Source organism: Pseudaquabacterium rugosum, assembly GCF_038066575.1.
In the GTDB taxonomy this organism is placed as follows: Bacteria; Pseudomonadota; Gammaproteobacteria; order Burkholderiales; family Burkholderiaceae_C; genus Pseudaquabacterium; species Pseudaquabacterium rugosum.
The window spans coordinates 132,273-147,413 of record NZ_JBBUTF010000005.1 but is presented as its reverse complement, the minus strand read 5'-3'; the positions used below and the strand labels follow the sequence as shown (position 1 = coordinate 147,413).

The window sequence follows — 15,141 nt, the reverse complement described above, 5'->3', positions numbered from 1 at the left end:
CCGCGACGGACGCACCACCATGACGTTATCGATCATCTCAGAACAGATCGGCCTCCATCGCCATCAGCGAGCCCACGCCGGAGCGCGCACTGCGGATCAGCGCGGCCGTCTCCGGCAGCAGCTTGGCGAAGTAGAAGCGCGCGACATGCAGCTTGGCCCGGTAGTGCGGATCGTCGCTGCCGGCCGCGATGCGCGCCTGCGCGACCTGGGCCGCGCGGGCGAACAGGTAGGCGAAGCACAGATGGCCGACCACGCGCAGGTAGTCGACCGCCGCACCGCCGACCTCGTCGGCATTGCCGAAGGCCTTCATGCCCAGCTCGGTCGACAGCTTGGTCACCTTGTCGCCGAGGTCGGCCAGCGGGTTGACGAACTCCTGCATCGACTCTGTGACGCCGTGCTCCTCGACCCAGTCGGCGATCTCGCGGCCGAACTCCTTGAGCGCCTTGCCGTTGTCGCCCAGCACCTTGCGGCCCAGCAGGTCCAGGCTCTGGATGGTGTTGGTGCCCTCGTAGATCATGTTGATGCGGGCGTCGCGCACGAACTGCTCCATGCCCCACTCGCGGATGTAGCCGTGGCCGCCGTAGACCTGCATGCAGGCGCTGGTCGCCGTCCAGCCGTTGTCGGTCAGGAAGGCCTTGACCACCGGCGTCAGCAGCGCGACCCGGCGCTCGGCGGCGGCCTTCTCGTCGGCATCGTCGCTGGCGAGCGCGGTATCGAGCTGCAGCGCGGTGTAGACCAGCAACGCCCGACCGCCTTCGGCCATCGCGCGGGCGGTCAGCAGCATGCGGCGCACATCGGGGTGGACGATGATCGGATCGGCCGGCTTGTCGGGCGCCTTCGGTCCGGTCAGCGCGCGCATCTGCAGCCGGTCACGGGCATAGGTGACGGCGTTCTGGTAGGCGACCTCGGTCAGGCCCAGGCTCTGGCAGCCGACGCCCAGACGCGCCGCGTTCATCATCACGAACATCGCCGCCAGGCCCTTGTTCGGCTGGCCGACCAGCCAGCCGGTGGCGCCGTCCAGCGTCATCTGGCAGGTGCTGTTGCCGTGGATGCCCATCTTGTGTTCCAGCCCGCTGCAGAACACCGGATTGCGCGCGCCCAGGCCCCCATCGGCCTGCGGGATGAACTTCGGGCAGATGAACAGCGAGATGCCCTTGGAGCCGGCCGGCGCGTCCGGCAGCCGCGCCAGCACCAGGTGCACGATGTTGGCCGCCAGATCGTGCTCGCCGGCCGAGATGAAGATCTTCTGGCCGGTCAGCCGGAAGCTGCCGTCGGCCTGCGGCTCGGCCTTGGTGCGCAGCAGGCCGAGATCGGTGCCGCAGTGCGGCTCGGTCAGGCACATCGAGCCCGTCCACTCGCCGCTGGTCAGCCGCGGCAGGTAGAGCGCCTTCTGCTCGGGCGTGCCGTGGGCGTGCAGACATTCGTAGGCGCCGTGGCTGAGGCCCGGATACATGGTCCAGGCCTGGTTGGCGCTGTTGAGCATCTCGTAGAGGCACTGGTTGAGCGTCAGCGGCAGGCCCTGGCCGCCATGCGCGGGGTCGACGCTGAGCGCCGGCCAGCCGCCGTCCACATAGGCCTGATAGGCCGCCTTGAAGCCCTCGGGCGTGCGCACCGCGTGCGTGTCGCGATCCAGCGTGCAGCCCTGGATGTCGCCGGGCGCGTTCAGCGGCGCGATCACGCCGGCAGCGAACTTGCCGGCCTCCTCCAGCACGGCGTTGACGGTGTCGGCATCGAGCTCGCCGTGCGGCGGCAGCTGCTTCAACGTCCCGACGGCGTCGAACATCTCGTGGAGCACGAACTGCAGGTCACGGATCGGCGGGGTGTAGGTCGGCATGGTCGGCTTCCTCGGTCAGGGTGCGCGGTGCGCACCGGGCGGCGGGTACGGCAGGCGGTGAAACAGGGATCAGGACGGGATGGCGCCGGTTCCGGCGCCGGGCGGACATCAGCCGCGGGGAGACGGCGCTGCGGCCGGCAGCCAGGGTGCGATGACGCGATCGAAGCCGCGCTGTGCACGCTCGACCGCGCCGGGCCGGCGCAGGAAGCGCGCGTCATGGTGCAAGGCCAGCACCAGACCGTGCAGCTCGAACAACAGCTGCTCGACATCGCAATCCGCGCGCAGATGGCCGCTGTCGACGGCCAGGCGCACCGCGCGGGCCAGCGCCTGGCGCCAGGTCTCGACCATGGCCGCCAGCGCGTCGCGCACGGGACCGGGCCGGTCGTCGAACTCGACGGCGCCGCTGATGTAGAGGCAGCCCGAGTCGATCTCGACCGTCACCCGGCGCAGCCAGGCCGCGTAGAGCGCCCGCAGCCGCGGCAGGCCGCGCGGCTCGGCCAGCGCGGGCCGGAAGACCTCGGCATCGAAGCGGGCGTGGTACTGGCCGACGACGGCGATCTGCAGCTCCTCGCGCGAGCCGAAGTGGGCGAAGACGCCGGACTTGCTCATCGTGGTGATCTCGGCGAGCGCACCGATGGACAGGCCCTCCAGCCCGACATGGGCGGCCAGACCGAGCGCCGCATCGAGGATCACCGCGCGGGTGTGCTGGCCCTTGGCCTGCGCCCTGGGCGCCGACGCGAGCGCACGCATCGGCCGCCGCACGGCCGCGCCGGAGGGGCCGCTGGCGGACGAGGCGGGCCCGGTGGCGCCGGGATCAGGAAGTCGGCTCATGGTGAAGGAGGCGCGCTGTGTCACGCAATAAAACGAACGGTCGTTCTATTTTGATGCCGCGCGACCTCACTGAAGACCCGGGACAACCCTGGGATCGGCGACAGCCGTCCCCTCGCATCCCACCAGGCCGACACATCTCGGGCCGGTGCGCGGGCCCATGCGCGGGCGCACTGGGCCCTGTCACGTGTTTGCGCTACGCTAAGCGGATTGGATCGATCCCGCACCGGGGGCTGCCCGAGTCAGGCGGCACGACGGCACGGCGGGTCAGGGCCTGTTGTTCCGGCGTTTCCTGCTCGAGGAGGTGTCCTTGGACGTTCTGCAGCTCGATGTATCCGGCCGCCCGCAGGCCTGGATCAGCGCGCGCGAGGCGGCGGTGCTCTATGCCAGCGATGGCGTGGCCTGGACGCTGGGGCGCGCCTTCCAGGTGCTGCGCGGCGGCATCCAGCGCACCACCGGCCTGCAATCGCGCATCGAGGTCCATCCGATCATCGCGGTGCGCGGGACCATCCCCAGCCGCGCCTGGCGCCAGCAGCCGGCGCTCAGCAATGCCAAGCTGTTCGTGCGCGACCGCCATCTGTGCGCCTACTGCGGCGGCCGCTTCACCTTCGACCAGCTCACGCGCGAGCACATCGTGCCCACCAGCCGTGGCGGCCGTGACGGCTGGATGAACTGCATCACCGCCTGCAAGGCCTGCAACGGCCGCAAGGGCAGCCGGCTGCCCGAGGAGGCCCGCATGAGCCTGCTCTACCTGCCCTACGTGCCCAATCTGCACGAGGACATGATCCTGCGCGGCCGGCGCATCGTGGTCGACCAGATGGAGTTCCTGATGGCGAGCGTGCCGATCAGCAGCCGCCTTCACGGCTGATCCGCGACATGGGGATGACGGTGCGGCAGGGAACCGGCAACAGCTTGCAGGCACCATAGCGGGATCGATATCCTGCGCGGCCCGCGTGCCGCCCACCCCGCCATGCGCCTGATCCGCCTTCCCCTGACCGCCCTGCTGGTCGGCCTGACTGTCCTGTCGGGCTGCAGCACCAGCAGCCCTGACGTCATCGACCGCGCCGACGCGCAACGCCTGTCGACGGTGACCGACGCCGTCGTGCTCAGCGTGCGTCCGGTGGTGATCGATGGCAGCCAGAGCGGCGCGGGCGGTGTCACCGGTGCGGTCGTCGGCGGCATCGCCGGCGCCTCGGTCGGGGGCCGCCGCGAGGCGGCCGCCGTCGGCGTGCTGGCCGCCGTCGCCGGCGCGGTGGCCGGCAACGCGGTCGAGCGGCTGTCGACCCGCGAACAGGCCGTCGAGATCCTGGTGCAGCTCGCCCGCACCGGTGAGCGGCGCGCCATCATCCAGGCCCAGGGCCAGGAACAGCTCCAGGCCGGGGACGCGGTGCTGCTGATCGGCAGCGCCGGCAAGATCCGCGTGATGAAGGCCCCGCCGGTCGGCGCATCGGCCCCCTGAGCGCCCGGAACGGGCCCGCCCCGGCCGCACGGCCCGCCACGTCGAGATGCAAGCCAAGCCCGCTGTCAACCGGAAAATTTTTCGGATGCGTCACGGCACGGCCGCCCGGGGCCCCATGTGGGCAACCCTGTGCAGAAGGCGGGGACTTCGTGGAATAACTCGCGACCGCCGCGCCACACCGCCCCGATCTGTGGACAAGGCTGTGCGCTTCAGGTGCACAGTCCGCAGAGGTCAGCCCGCGCCGCTGCGGGCGGGTCCGGTGTCAATGTCCCACCGGACTTGAAGGATTCTCCGGCCCCCCCTAGGTCACCTAGCATGAGCAGTTCTGTCGTTGCCGCGACCCGGGATCTGGCGCTGAACGCCGCGCCCACCTCCGATGCCCCTCGCGGCCCGTGCACCGGCTCCTCGCCGGATGGTCAGAACCCACCTGTGATCTCCATGGGCGCCCGAGAACCTGTCGACGTCGACCTGAACCAGCCGCTCCACGAGGCGCTGGAACTCCTGGAATCCGACCAGCATGAGGCCGCGCGCCGCAGCGCGGCCGCTCAACTCAAGCAGGGCGAGGAGCGGGGCCATGCGGCCACGCAGGCCGAGGCGCTGACCGCACTCGCGCTGCACGACAACCTGGTCGGCTGCCACCGCCGCGCCCTGCCATCGGCACGCCGTGCGCTCAAGCTGCTGCAGGCCCAGAACGGCGGCCTGGACGCCCCGACCGAAGCGCGCGTGCTGGGCCTGCTGGCCGACGCGGCCAGCGGTTGCGGCCGCCATGAAGAAGCGGTCGAGACCGCCCTGCTCGCCCAGCGCCTGGCTGAACGGCTGCCGGACGCAGCCCTGTCCGTGCGCATCGCCTGCCAGCTCGGCATGGTCTACGCCTGGGCCGGCAGCACCGAGGCCGCCGAAGCCGAATTCACCGCCGCCGCGGCCGATGCGGCGCGCCTGACGGAGCCATCGCTCGCACTCTGGGCGGGAGCCGGCCTGGCCTTCAACGAACTGCTGAGGCTGTTCCGCGAGCGCTACTACGCCGGCCAGATGCCCGACACGGCGCTGCTGCGCGAGCGCCTGCACGCCTGTGCCGCGCTGTGGGATGCGGACGCACCGCCAGCCATGGCCGGCGCACCCGGCATGGGCCGTCGTCTGCAACGGCTCGGACGCTGTGCGCGGGCGCTGTGCCAGATCTGGTCCGGCGAGCTGGAATCGGCCCGGCGACAGGGCGCACGCCCCCTGATGCTTGAAGCCGGCAGCCCGCGCGCCGACGCCTGGACGCGGCTGCTCGGCCACTGGCTGCGCGCCGAGCTGGACTGGTCCGGCCGCTCGATGGGCTCGGCCCAGGGCGCGGCGACCCGGCTGCTCGAAGCGGCCGCGCAGGCCGGATTCGAGCCCATGGAAGGCCTGGCGCGCATGCTGCGCACCCAGATCCACAAGGCGATGGGCCGCTTCGATCTGGCGCTGGATGACGAGCGGCAGATGCGGCGTCGCGAACAGCTGCTGCGCGCGGAATCGCTGGAGAACCGCCAGCGCGTGGTGCAGGCCCAGCTCGACGTGCGCTACACCCGCCGCCATCTGCAGCAGCTGGCTGAACGCTCGCGGGAACTGGAGCGGCTGAGCTTCGAGGACGCGCTGACCGGCATCGCCAACCGCCGCAGCTTCGAGCACCGCCTGCAGCGCCTGCTCGGTCGCGGGGCGGTATTGCCGCAAACGCTGTGCGTGGCGCTGATCGACGTCGACGACTTCAAGGCGATCAACGACCTGCACTCGCACGGTGCGGGCGATGCGGCACTGCGCGGCATCGCCGATGTGCTGCGCCAGTCCGTGCGCGACTATGACGTCGCAGCCCGCCTGGGCGGCGATGAGTTCGTCGTGCTGTTCGCGCACTCGACGCTGGACACGGCACGCCAGGTCTGCGAGCGCATCAGCGAGCGCGTCAGCGCGCTGCGCTGGGACGACTGGCCGGCCCTGCGTGCCAGCATCAGCATCGGCGTGGCCTCGGCGCGTCCGGGCGACACGATGGATGGCCTGATGCAGCGCGCCGACGCGTGCATGTTCCGTGCGAAGGAGCGCAACGACGGCCAGTCGCTGCAGGTCGAATCCGCCTGGTGAAGGCGGACAGCAGAGGTGGTGGTAGGCCGCCCGTGAGTCGAACACGGCACCAACAGATTATGAGTCTGCTGCTCTAACCAAGCATGAGCTAGCGGCCCCCTGCGAGCCGTGGATTCTAGGCCGGCTCAGCGCGGTCCGGACAGTGCGTTGCCCACCAGACGGGCGGTGACATCGACCAGCTGGATCATGCGATCGTAGGCCATGCGGGTCGGACCGATCACGGCCAGCGTGCCCACCAGCTGGCCGTCGACCTCGTAGGGCGAGGACACCACCGACAACTCCTCGTAAGGCACGACGCCGCTCTCACCCCCGATGTAGATGCGCACGCCGTCGGCGCGGCTGGAGTTCTCCAGCAGGCGCATCAGCTCGGTCTTCTGCTCGAACAGATCGAACATCTTGCGCAGCGAGCCCATGTCATGGCCGAAGTCCTGCACGCCCAGCAGGTTGCGCTCGCCGGAGACCACCACCTGCTCGCTGCGCTCGGCCATCTCGGTGCCGGCCTGGACGGCGGCCTGCATCAGCTGCGCGATCTCGCCGCGCAGCGTGTCGATCTCGCCGCGCAGGCGCTCACGCACCTCGTCGAGGCCGAGGCCGCAGTAGTGGGCATTGAGGAAGTTGCTGGTCTCGACCAGCTCCGAGGGGCTGTAGTCGCGCGCGGTGATGATGACGCGGTTCTGCACATCGCCATCGGGCGCCACCAGGATCACCAGCACCCGCTTCTCGCCCAGGCGCAGGAACTCGATGTGGTGGAAGACGCTGGTGCGCTTGGGCGCGGTGACCACGCCGACGAAGTGCGACAGGCTGGACAGCACCTGCGCGGCCTGGGCGATCACCCGCTGCGGTTGGTCGGCGGCCTGCAACTGGTCACGCACGCTGGCCACGTCGGCCGGCGACTGGGACAGATCGGACAGATCCAGCGCCCGGGCCGTCAGCATGGTGTCGACGAACAGGCGGTAGCCCCGCGGGGTCGGCACCCGGCCGGCACTGGTGTGGGGGCTGGCGATCAGACCCAGCTCTTCCAGATCGGCCATCACGTTGCGGATGGTCGCCGGCGACAGCTCCAGGCCGGAGGCCTTGGACAGCGTGCGCGAGCCGACGGGCTGGCCGTCGGCAATGTAGCGCTCGACCAGGGTCTTCAGCAGGGTGCGGGCACGCTCGTCCATCTTGCGCAGGCAGCTCGGGGGGGTCGGCTTTTCGATTGTAAGGATACGCCGCCGGTGCCAGGCCCGCCCAACGGCGGGACCGTACGGACGGTCACAGGTGCTGTGGTGTAATCCGCCGCATGTCGGGCCGCTTCCAACATGCCGCTCTGGTGGGCAAGTACCAGGCCGAGGGCATCCGGCCGCTGCTGGAGGACATCGCGCACGTGCTGGTGCGCCAGGGCCTCGAGGTCTCGATCGAGCGTCAGACCGCGCTGAACACCGGCATCACCGAGTTCGAGTCGCTCGATGCCGAGGGCATCGGCCGCCGCTGCGATCTGGCCGTGGTCGTCGGCGGTGACGGCACCATGCTGGGCATCGCCCGCGAACTCGCCCGTCACGACGTGCCGCTGGTCGGCATCAACCAGGGCCGCCTGGGCTTCATCACCGATGTGCCGCTGAACCAGTGGCGCGAGGCGCTCGGCCCGCTGCTGGCCGGCGACTACGAGGAAGACCCGCGCGCCATGCTCGAAGGCGCGGTCTGGCGCGACGGCGAACGCATCTTCGAGGGCCTGTCGCTCAACGACGTGGTCGTCAGCCGCGGGGCGCTGGCCAGCATGATCGAGATCCGCGTCGACATCGACGACGAGTTCGTCGCCAACATCCGCGCCGACGGTCTGGTGCTGTCCTCGCCCACCGGCTCGACCGCCTATTCGCTGTCGGCCGGCGGGCCGATCCTGCATCCGCGCATCGGTGGCTGGATCCTGGTGCCGATCGCCAGCCACACGATGAGCAACCGGCCGATCGTGCTGCCCGATTCGGCCGAGATCCGCATGACGGTGGTCGCCGGCCGCGACGCCTCGGCCAACTTCGACATGCAGGGGCTGGCCAGCCTGCTGCACGGCGACCAGGTGCGGGTGCAGCGCTCGGCACACAAGGTGCGCTTCCTGCACCCGCGGGGCTGGAGCTATTACGCGACCTTGCGCCGCAAGCTGCGCTGGTACGAAGGGGTGGTGTGATGGCCGTACGGGGTGACCGATGCTGCGACGGCTGACGTTGCGTGATTTCGTTATCGTCCAGACGCTGGAGCTGGACTTCCATGGCGGCTTCTCGGTGCTGACCGGCGAGACCGGTGCAGGCAAATCGATCCTGATCGACGCCCTGCAGCTGGCGCTGGGCAACCGGGGCGATGCCGGCGTGGTGCGCGAGGGCGCGGCACGCGCCGAGATCAGCGCCGAGTTCGACACCCCGGACGCCGTGCGGCCGTGGCTGGAGGAGGCGGGCTTCGACCACACGGAAGCCGCCCTGCTGCTGCGGCGCACCGTCGACGCGCAGGGCAAGAGCCGCGCCTGGATCAACGGCAGCCCGGCCACCGTCGCCCAGCTGCGCGAAGCGGCGGCCTGGCTGGTCGACATCCACGGCCAGCACGCCTGGCAGGGACTGACGCGCCCGGGCGACGTGCGCGCCCTGCTCGACCGCCAGGCCGGTGTCGACGCCGGCCCGATGAACGCCGCCTGGGCAGCCCGGCGCCAGGCCGCCGAGGCGCTGCAGCGCGCCGAACGCCAGCAGGCCGAACTCGCCCGCGAGCGCGAACGCCTGAGCTGGCAGCTGGAGGAAATCGACCGTCTGGCCCCCGCCGAAGGTGAATGGGCCGAGCTGTCGGCCGAGCAGCAACGCCTGGCCCATGCCCAGTCGCTGATCGACGCCGCGCAGCAGTCCCTGCAGTGGCTCAGCGAGACCGAGGAGCACAACGCCGAGGCGCTGCTGGGCCGCGCACTCGACGGCCTGGGCGACGTACTCGCCCATGACAGCGCACACCTCCAGCCGCTGGTCGACACGCTGCAGAGTGCCCAGGCCGCCCTGCGCGATGCGGTCCACGGCCTGTCGGCCTATCTGGCCGATGCCGAGCCCGAACCCGACCGGCTGGCCGAGGTCGACGCCCGGCTCGGCGCCTGGCTGACGCTGGCCCGCCGCTACCGGCGCTCGCCGCCGGATCTGCCGGCGCTGCGGCTGCAGTGGCGCACCGAGCTCGCCGCGCTGGATGCCGCGGCCGACCTGGATGCGCTGCGGGCCACGCTGACGCGCACCGATCAGGCCTGGCGGGAGACCGCACGGGCGGTCAGCGCGCTGCGCCAGCGCGCCGCCGGCCCGCTGGCCACCTCGGTCACCCAGGCCATGCAGCAGCTGGGCATGGCCGGCGGCCGCTTCGAGGTCGCGCTGCTGCCGCTCGACGAACCCTCGCCCCACGGGCTGGAACAGCCCGAGCTGCGCGTGGCCGGCCATGCAGGCAGCACGCCGCGGGCACTCGCCAAGGTCGCCTCGGGCGGCGAGCTGTCGCGGCTGGCGCTGGCGATTGCCGTGACCACCGTCCAGGCCGACCCTGACGGCGCCGCCACCCTGATCTTCGACGAGATCGACGCCGGCATCGGTGGCGCCGTCGGCGACACGGTCGGCGCGCTGATGAAGCAGCTCGGCCGCAACCGTCAGGTGCTGGCGGTCACCCATCTGGCCCAGGTCGCGGCCTGCGCCGACCAGCACTATGTCGTGGCCAAACAGGCCCAGGCCGACGGCCGCACCGCCAGCCACGTGGCGCCGGTGCAGGGCCCGGCCCGCGTGGCCGAGGTCGCCCGCATGCTGGGCGGTGAACGCATGGCCGGCACCAGCCTGGCCCATGCCCAGGCCATGCTGCAACAGACCCGAACCCGCCCCACCGCACCCGACGAGGGCACCCCGGGCATGCCCGCCGCCCGCCGCCGCGCCAGCAAGACATGAGCACGACCCCCGACCACCCGCAGCCCACCGGCGAGACCGCCCCCTCGAGCCCGGCCGCCGCCATCGGCCACCACGGCGTGCGCGAGCTGGTGCTGATCAGCGGCATCTCGGGCTCGGGCAAGTCGGTGGCCCTGCATGCGCTGGAGGACGCCGGCTACTTCTGCGTCGACAACCTGCCGCCGGAACTGCTGCGCCACTACATGGAGCTGCAGCACCCGCGCTACACCGAGCGCGTGGCCATCGCCGTCGACGTGCGCACCGCCAGCTCACTGCCGGTGCTGGTGCCACTGATCGCCGAGCTGCGACAGGAAGGCGTGACGGTCAAGCCGCTGTTCCTCGACGCCAGCACCGACACGCTCGTGCGCCGCTTCTCCGAGACGCGCCGCCCGCACCCGCTCAGCCATGCCGAGGCCGGCGCCGGCCAGCACGCGCTGATCGACGCGATCGAGATCGAACGCCTGATGCTGTCGGGGCTGCGCGAGATGTCGATCGTCGTCGACACCAGCACGCTCAAGCCGGCGGGGCTGCGCCAGCAGGTCGGCGCGCTGGTGGCCCACACCGGCCACCGGCTCACGCTGGTGTTCCAGAGCTTCGCCTTCAAGTACGGCGTGCCGCTGGATGCCGACTACGTGTTCGACGTGCGCATGCTGCCCAACCCGTACTACGTGCGCGAACTGAGGCCGCTGACCGGCCGGGATGCGCCCGTGGCGCAGTTCCTGTCCGAGCAACCCGAGGCGGCCGAACTGCTGGCCCAGATCGAATCGTTCATCCGCCGCTGGCTGCCGACCCTGGCGATGGACCAGCGCGGCTACGTCACCGTGGCGATAGGATGCACGGGCGGCCAGCACCGCTCGGTGTACATGGTCGAACAGCTGGGGCGGCGCTTCGCCGACCACGGCGCCACCCTGATCCGCCACCGCGAGCTCGACAGCCTGTGAGCGCCAGCAGCCAACCGCCCGCCCCGGTGGATCCGGAAGCCGCCGTCGATCCGGCCCTGCCGCTGTTTCCGCTGCAGGCCGTGCTCTTTCCGGGCGGCCTGCTGCACCTGCGGGTGTTCGAGGCGCGCTATCTGGACATGGTCAGCCGTTGCCTGCGCAGCGGTCAGCCCTTCGGCGTGGTCTGCCTGCAGCAGGGCGGCGAGGTGCAGCGCACGTCGAACGACGCCACGCGGCTCGAAACCGTCGGCACGCTGGCCCACATCGATGCCGTCGATGCAGAACAGGCCGGCATCCTGCAGCTGCGCTGCCGTGGCGGCGTGCGCTTCTCGCTGCAGGACCCGCGCCAGGCCAGCGACGGCCTGTGGCTGGCCCATGCCCAGAGCTGGACCAAGGAGGCGATCACGCCGGTCGACGAGGCGCTGCAGCCGGCCCGCGACGCACTGCGACGCGCCGTCGACACCCTGCACACCAAGGGCGAGACGCCCTTCCTGAGCCCTTACCGCTACGACGACGCCGGCTGGATCGCCAACCGCTGGTGCGAACTGCTGTCGATCACGCTGGCCGCCCGGCAGCGCCTGATGGCACTCGACGACCCACGGCTGCGGCTGCAGCTGGTGCAGGACTACCTGATCGAGAAGGGCATCGTCAGCCGGGGCTGAACAGGTCGGCTGGCGCCGGCTGCGGCGGGCTCTCCAGCAGCCGCTGCAGCGGTGCCGGCAGGCCATGCGCGGCCCGTTGATGCGGCAGGACCCGCCGGCAGGCGGCCGGCACGGGCTCCTGCGGACCGAGCCCCCGCAGATGGCGCTCGACGGCCTGCACGTCCACATCAGGAGACAGGCGCAGCAGCACCGGCTGCAGCCACAGATCCTGATGGGTGAGCACATGCTTGAACGGCGCGAGCACCTGCGGACGGACACCCAGCGCGGCGCCCACCGCCCGGGCCTGCGCCAGGTCATCGCACTCGGGCAGGCACCACAAGCCGGCCCAGATGCCCGTCTGCGGCCGCTGGCACAGCCAGACAGCGCCATCGGCCTCCTGCAGCCACAGCCAGACGATGTCGCGGCGACCGCGTTGCAGACGCCGGCTGCGACGCGGGTAGTCGGCCTGGCGCTGCTGGGCCCGGGCCACGCAGGTGTCGCGCCAGGGGCACCGCTCACAGTCCGGCCGGCGCGGGGTGCACAAGGTGGCGCCCAGATCCATCAGCCCCTGGGTGTAGGCCTCGATGTCCTGTGCCGGCAGCAGCGCCTCGGCGATGTCCCACAACCGACGCTGGGCGGCGGCCTGGGCCAGATCCTCGTCGAAACCCAGCACCCGGGACAGCACACGCCGGACGTTGCCATCGCAGATCGCCGTGCGACGGCCGAAGCAGAAGGCGGCGATGGCCGCAGCCGTCGAGCGGCCGATGCCCGGCAGGCTCTCCAGATCGGCCGGATCGGACGGGAAGGCGCCGCCGAAACGGCCCACCACGTCCTGTGCACAGCGGTGCAGATTGCGCGCCCGGCTGTAGTAGCCGAGCCCGGCCCACTGGGCCAGCACCGCGTCCTGCGGTGCAGCGGCCAGCGCGGCGACATCCGGAAAGTGCTGCAGGAAACGCTCGTAGTAGCCAAGCACCGTGGTGACCTGGGTCTGCTGCAGCATGATTTCGGACAGCCAGACGCGGTACGGGTCCCGCGTGCCCTGCCAGGGCAGCGCATGGCGGCCATGCTGCCGCTGCCAGGCGATCAGTTGTGCGGACAGGCCTGAGGCCGGGGCCTCGGTCGCGGACCAGACCGCCACACGGTCGGGGGCGACAGGCACGACACCGGCGGGTACGGCAGGACCGGCACCGGCAGGCACCGGCGCATCAAGGGCAGGAAGGGCTCGGCGGGAAGGCATCGCGCCGATGGTAGCGGGCCGGCGCACCGCACGGCGCCGACCGGGTCGGCGGCAGGCCGGACCGTCAGGCGGCCGCGCCGGCGGTGCTGGCCACGCGCTGCACGCGTTGCTCGATGGCCTCGACGACGATGGGCTCGTCGCCTGCCGGCAGGCCGTGCGGCCCGGCCTCGACCTGCTCGATCAGCAGACCGACCTGCTGGCCGACCCGCTCCGCCAGGCGCTGGGCCTCGCGCAAACGGGCCTGCAGCTCCTCGATGCTCTGTTCGAGATCGGTCTCGGCACCCTGGATGCGGCCGTAGGCCTCGCGGCGCTGCGCCAGCGAGCGGCGCCGCTCGCGCAGCTGGTCATCGATCTGGCTGCTGGCGGCCTTGGCCCAGAGCTCGATCTCGACGGCCACCGCCTCGAACAGGCTGCGCAACTTGACGGCCAGCATGCGCGAGAACTGATCCATGAAGCCGGGCTGGGCCTGACGCCAGAGCTGGGTCAGTCCGAGATAGCGGGCATGGACCTGCTCGATGGCGGACAGCTCGTCGATGAAGCTACTGAGCGCCGGACGCGAATTGACGGCCAGCGAAAAGCCGAACTCCGTGTTGAGCTGGCGCTGGCTGGCCGCGAGCATGTCCTCCATCTCGGCGCAACGGCGCTCGACGTCGGACAGGGTCTGGCGCAGCGATTGCCCCATCTCGTTGAAGGCCCGGCTGGCGCCCAGGCGCAGCAGGCTGGACTGGCTCTCGCGACGCATGCGGCGCACCGCATCACGCACCCGGTCGGCCGAGAGCATCGCCAGCACGTCCGCCAGCTGCCGGCCCAGCACGCCACGCAGCGCACCCAGCTTGGGCACGCAGGATTCGAACTCGGCGGCTTCCTTCTCGACCCGGCTGTTCATCAGCGCCAGGCGTGCGGCGCTCTTGCCGCGCAGCGACTGCAGCTCGGCCAGCTGGTCATGCACGGTGCGGGTGCGCTCGTCGATGCGGCGCAAGGCCGTGCGCTGCAGATTGCGCGTCCCGTCACCGACCAGACGGCCGAGAACCTGCGACTGCCGTGGCAGCAGCTCGTCATGCAGCGCCGACTCCAGTGCCGGCAGACCGCTGGCCTCCAGCGCGTGGGCATCGCCGCAGATGCGGGCGTTGAGCGCCCGGCGGGCCGACATCGGGAACAGACGCCGTGCCGGCAGCTTCAGCGTGCGCATCACGTCGTGGCACTGGGTCTCGAGCTGGCCCTGGACCTGCTGCAAGGTCAGCAGCGGGTCCTCCAGCATGTCGATCTTGTTGAGCACGACGTAACGGTCACAGCCCTGCTCACCCAGATGGTTGCGCCAGACCGCCAGATCGGAGCGGGTGACGCCGGTGTCGGCCGCCAGCAGGAAGACCACGGCGTGGGCGGTGGGCAGCAGGCCCAGCGTCAATTCGGGCTCGGCACCGATCGCGTTCAGACCCGGCGTGTCGATGACGACCAGGCCCCGCTCGAGCATCGGATGCGGGTAGTTGATCAGCGCGTGACGCCAGGCCGGCACCTCGACGAGACCGCGCTCGTCCTGCGGCGGGTTGTCGTCGGGTTGGCTGTCATCCCAGAAGCCCAGCACCCGGGCCTCGTCGATGCTGACGTGGCGCGAGCGACGCAGTTCCTCGAAGGCCTTGGCCAGCGAAGCCGGGTCATCGAGCGGCAGCGTGCGACGCACCCACTGCTGCTCGGCATCGCGCAGCGCGCTGACGGTCTGGCCGAGACGGCGGGTGTCGATGTCGAGCAGGGCCAGACTGGGCGGCTGGGCAGGCTCCCAGGCCAGCTCGACCGGGCACATCGTGGTGCGGCCGGGGGTGGCCGGCAGGATGCGGCAGCCGGTGTCGCCGAAGAACAGGGCGTTGATCAGCTCGGACTTGCCGCGCGAGAACTCGGCGACGAAAGCCACGACCAGGCGGTCACTGGCCAGGCGCTGGCGCAGGCTGGCGGCGAGCGCCTGCGCGCTGTCATCGAGCAGGTCCTCGTCGGCCAGCAGGGTGTTGAGCTGGCCGAGTGCCCGGTCCAGCGAGCGGCGCCAGACCGTCAAGGCGTCGAGACCAGTGTGGAGCGCAGGCGTCATGGGCGGGCGTAGCTATCGGCCTGCATGCTAGCGCAGGCCCTGTGCGGCGTGTGACCGGGCGTACAAGTTTTGACGGCCCCGTGCACATTGCCACGAAAGCACGCCCCCCTCGTGGCAGACCT

12 protein-coding genes and 1 tRNA gene are annotated in these 15,141 nt (G+C 71.1%); 7 read left to right on the top strand and 6 right to left on the bottom strand.

Going from position 1 to position 15,141, the window contains the following annotated elements; translation table 11 throughout:
- Positions 1-37 precede the first annotated feature (37 nt).
- Together AACH11_RS06640 and AACH11_RS06635 are read right to left on the bottom strand one after the other, a co-directional pair.
- Positions 38-1,834, bottom strand: coding sequence for an acyl-CoA dehydrogenase C-terminal domain-containing protein (locus tag AACH11_RS06640; protein ID WP_341373415.1), 1,797 nt, complete (start codon positions 1,832-1,834; stop codon positions 38-40).
- 108 nt (positions 1,835-1,942) lie between these two features.
- Positions 1,943-2,665 carry a TetR/AcrR family transcriptional regulator gene (locus AACH11_RS06635; RefSeq protein ID WP_423228698.1) on the bottom strand — a complete coding sequence of 241 codons (723 nt, stop codon included), beginning with the start codon at positions 2,663-2,665 and terminating at the stop codon, positions 1,943-1,945.
- 307 nt (positions 2,666-2,972) lie between these two features.
- On the opposite strand from AACH11_RS06635, the gene AACH11_RS06630 reads away from it, so the two are divergent.
- From AACH11_RS06630 to AACH11_RS06620, 3 genes are all read left to right on the top strand, one after another.
- The gene (locus AACH11_RS06630) at positions 2,973-3,530 is read left to right on the top strand and encodes an HNH endonuclease (RefSeq protein ID WP_341373414.1); all 558 of its coding nucleotides are present in this window, start codon (positions 2,973-2,975) and stop codon (positions 3,528-3,530) included.
- Between the two features lie 102 nt (positions 3,531-3,632).
- Positions 3,633-4,121 (top strand): outer membrane lipoprotein, encoded by a 489-nt coding sequence (locus tag AACH11_RS06625; RefSeq protein ID WP_341373413.1) that lies wholly within the window; start codon positions 3,633-3,635, stop codon positions 4,119-4,121.
- Between the two features lie 438 nt (positions 4,122-4,559).
- Entirely contained in the window at positions 4,560-6,218 is a 1,659-nt protein-coding gene (locus AACH11_RS06620) for a GGDEF domain-containing protein (RefSeq protein WP_341373412.1), read from the top strand.
- Positions 6,219-6,237: 19 nt separating this feature from the next.
- Here the strand turns inward: AACH11_RS06620 and AACH11_RS06615 are convergent.
- Positions 6,238-6,316 (bottom strand) — tRNA-Ile (locus tag AACH11_RS06615).
- A 27-nt stretch (positions 6,317-6,343) separates the two neighbouring features.
- On the bottom strand, positions 6,344-7,381 hold the full coding sequence (hrcA, locus tag AACH11_RS06610; RefSeq protein ID WP_341373411.1) for a heat-inducible transcriptional repressor HrcA: 1,038 nt from the start codon (positions 7,379-7,381) through the stop codon (positions 6,344-6,346).
- Between the two features lie 119 nt (positions 7,382-7,500).
- On the opposite strand from hrcA, the gene AACH11_RS06605 reads away from it, so the two are divergent.
- The 4 genes from AACH11_RS06605 to AACH11_RS06590 are packed head-to-tail and all read left to right on the top strand — an operon-like array spanning position 7,501 to position 11,726.
- Positions 7,501-8,376, top strand: coding sequence for an NAD kinase (locus AACH11_RS06605; RefSeq protein WP_341373410.1), 876 nt, complete (start codon positions 7,501-7,503; stop codon positions 8,374-8,376).
- Between the two features lie 19 nt (positions 8,377-8,395).
- Positions 8,396-10,129, top strand: coding sequence for a DNA repair protein RecN (gene recN, locus AACH11_RS06600; RefSeq protein ID WP_341373409.1), 1,734 nt, complete (start codon positions 8,396-8,398; stop codon positions 10,127-10,129).
- Positions 10,126-11,067: an RNase adapter RapZ gene (gene rapZ, locus AACH11_RS06595; RefSeq protein WP_341373408.1), complete on the top strand. Its 942-nt coding sequence runs from the start codon at positions 10,126-10,128 to the stop codon at positions 11,065-11,067. Before recN ends, rapZ begins: the two co-directional genes overlap by 4 nt.
- A 26-nt stretch (positions 11,068-11,093) precedes the next feature.
- Positions 11,094-11,726: an LON peptidase substrate-binding domain-containing protein gene (locus AACH11_RS06590; RefSeq protein ID WP_341373407.1), complete on the top strand. Its 633-nt coding sequence runs from the start codon at positions 11,094-11,096 to the stop codon at positions 11,724-11,726.
- Here AACH11_RS06590 and mutY read toward each other — a convergent pair.
- Together mutY and AACH11_RS06580 are read right to left on the bottom strand one after the other, a co-directional pair.
- Positions 11,713-12,864, bottom strand: a complete 1,152-nt coding sequence (gene mutY / locus AACH11_RS06585) for an A/G-specific adenine glycosylase (protein WP_341373406.1) — start codon at positions 12,862-12,864, stop codon at positions 11,713-11,715. The genes AACH11_RS06590 and mutY overlap by 14 nt on opposite strands.
- A 142-nt stretch (positions 12,865-13,006) precedes the next feature.
- Positions 13,007-15,019, bottom strand: coding sequence for a dynamin family protein (locus AACH11_RS06580; protein ID WP_341373405.1), 2,013 nt, complete (start codon positions 15,017-15,019; stop codon positions 13,007-13,009).
- Positions 15,020-15,141 lie beyond the last annotated feature (122 nt).

Coding starts and splice junctions, on each gene's coding strand:
- rapZ (WP_341373408.1), top strand. CDS start 10,126: ATGAGCACGACCCCCGACCACCCGCAGCCCACCGGCGAGACCGCCCCC.
- AACH11_RS06625 (WP_341373413.1), top strand. CDS start 3,633: ATGCGCCTGATCCGCCTTCCCCTGACCGCCCTGCTGGTCGGCCTGACT.
- AACH11_RS06605 (WP_341373410.1), top strand. CDS start 7,501: ATGTCGGGCCGCTTCCAACATGCCGCTCTGGTGGGCAAGTACCAGGCC.
- hrcA (WP_341373411.1), bottom strand. CDS start 7,381: ATGGACGAGCGTGCCCGCACCCTGCTGAAGACCCTGGTCGAGCGCTAC.
- AACH11_RS06580 (WP_341373405.1), bottom strand. CDS start 15,019: ATGACGCCTGCGCTCCACACTGGTCTCGACGCCTTGACGGTCTGGCGC.
- recN (WP_341373409.1), top strand. CDS start 8,396: ATGCTGCGACGGCTGACGTTGCGTGATTTCGTTATCGTCCAGACGCTG.
- AACH11_RS06635 (WP_423228698.1), bottom strand. CDS start 2,665: ATGAGCCGACTTCCTGATCCCGGCGCCACCGGGCCCGCCTCGTCCGCC.
- AACH11_RS06620 (WP_341373412.1), top strand. CDS start 4,560: ATGGGCGCCCGAGAACCTGTCGACGTCGACCTGAACCAGCCGCTCCAC.
- AACH11_RS06640 (WP_341373415.1), bottom strand. CDS start 1,834: ATGCCGACCTACACCCCGCCGATCCGTGACCTGCAGTTCGTGCTCCAC.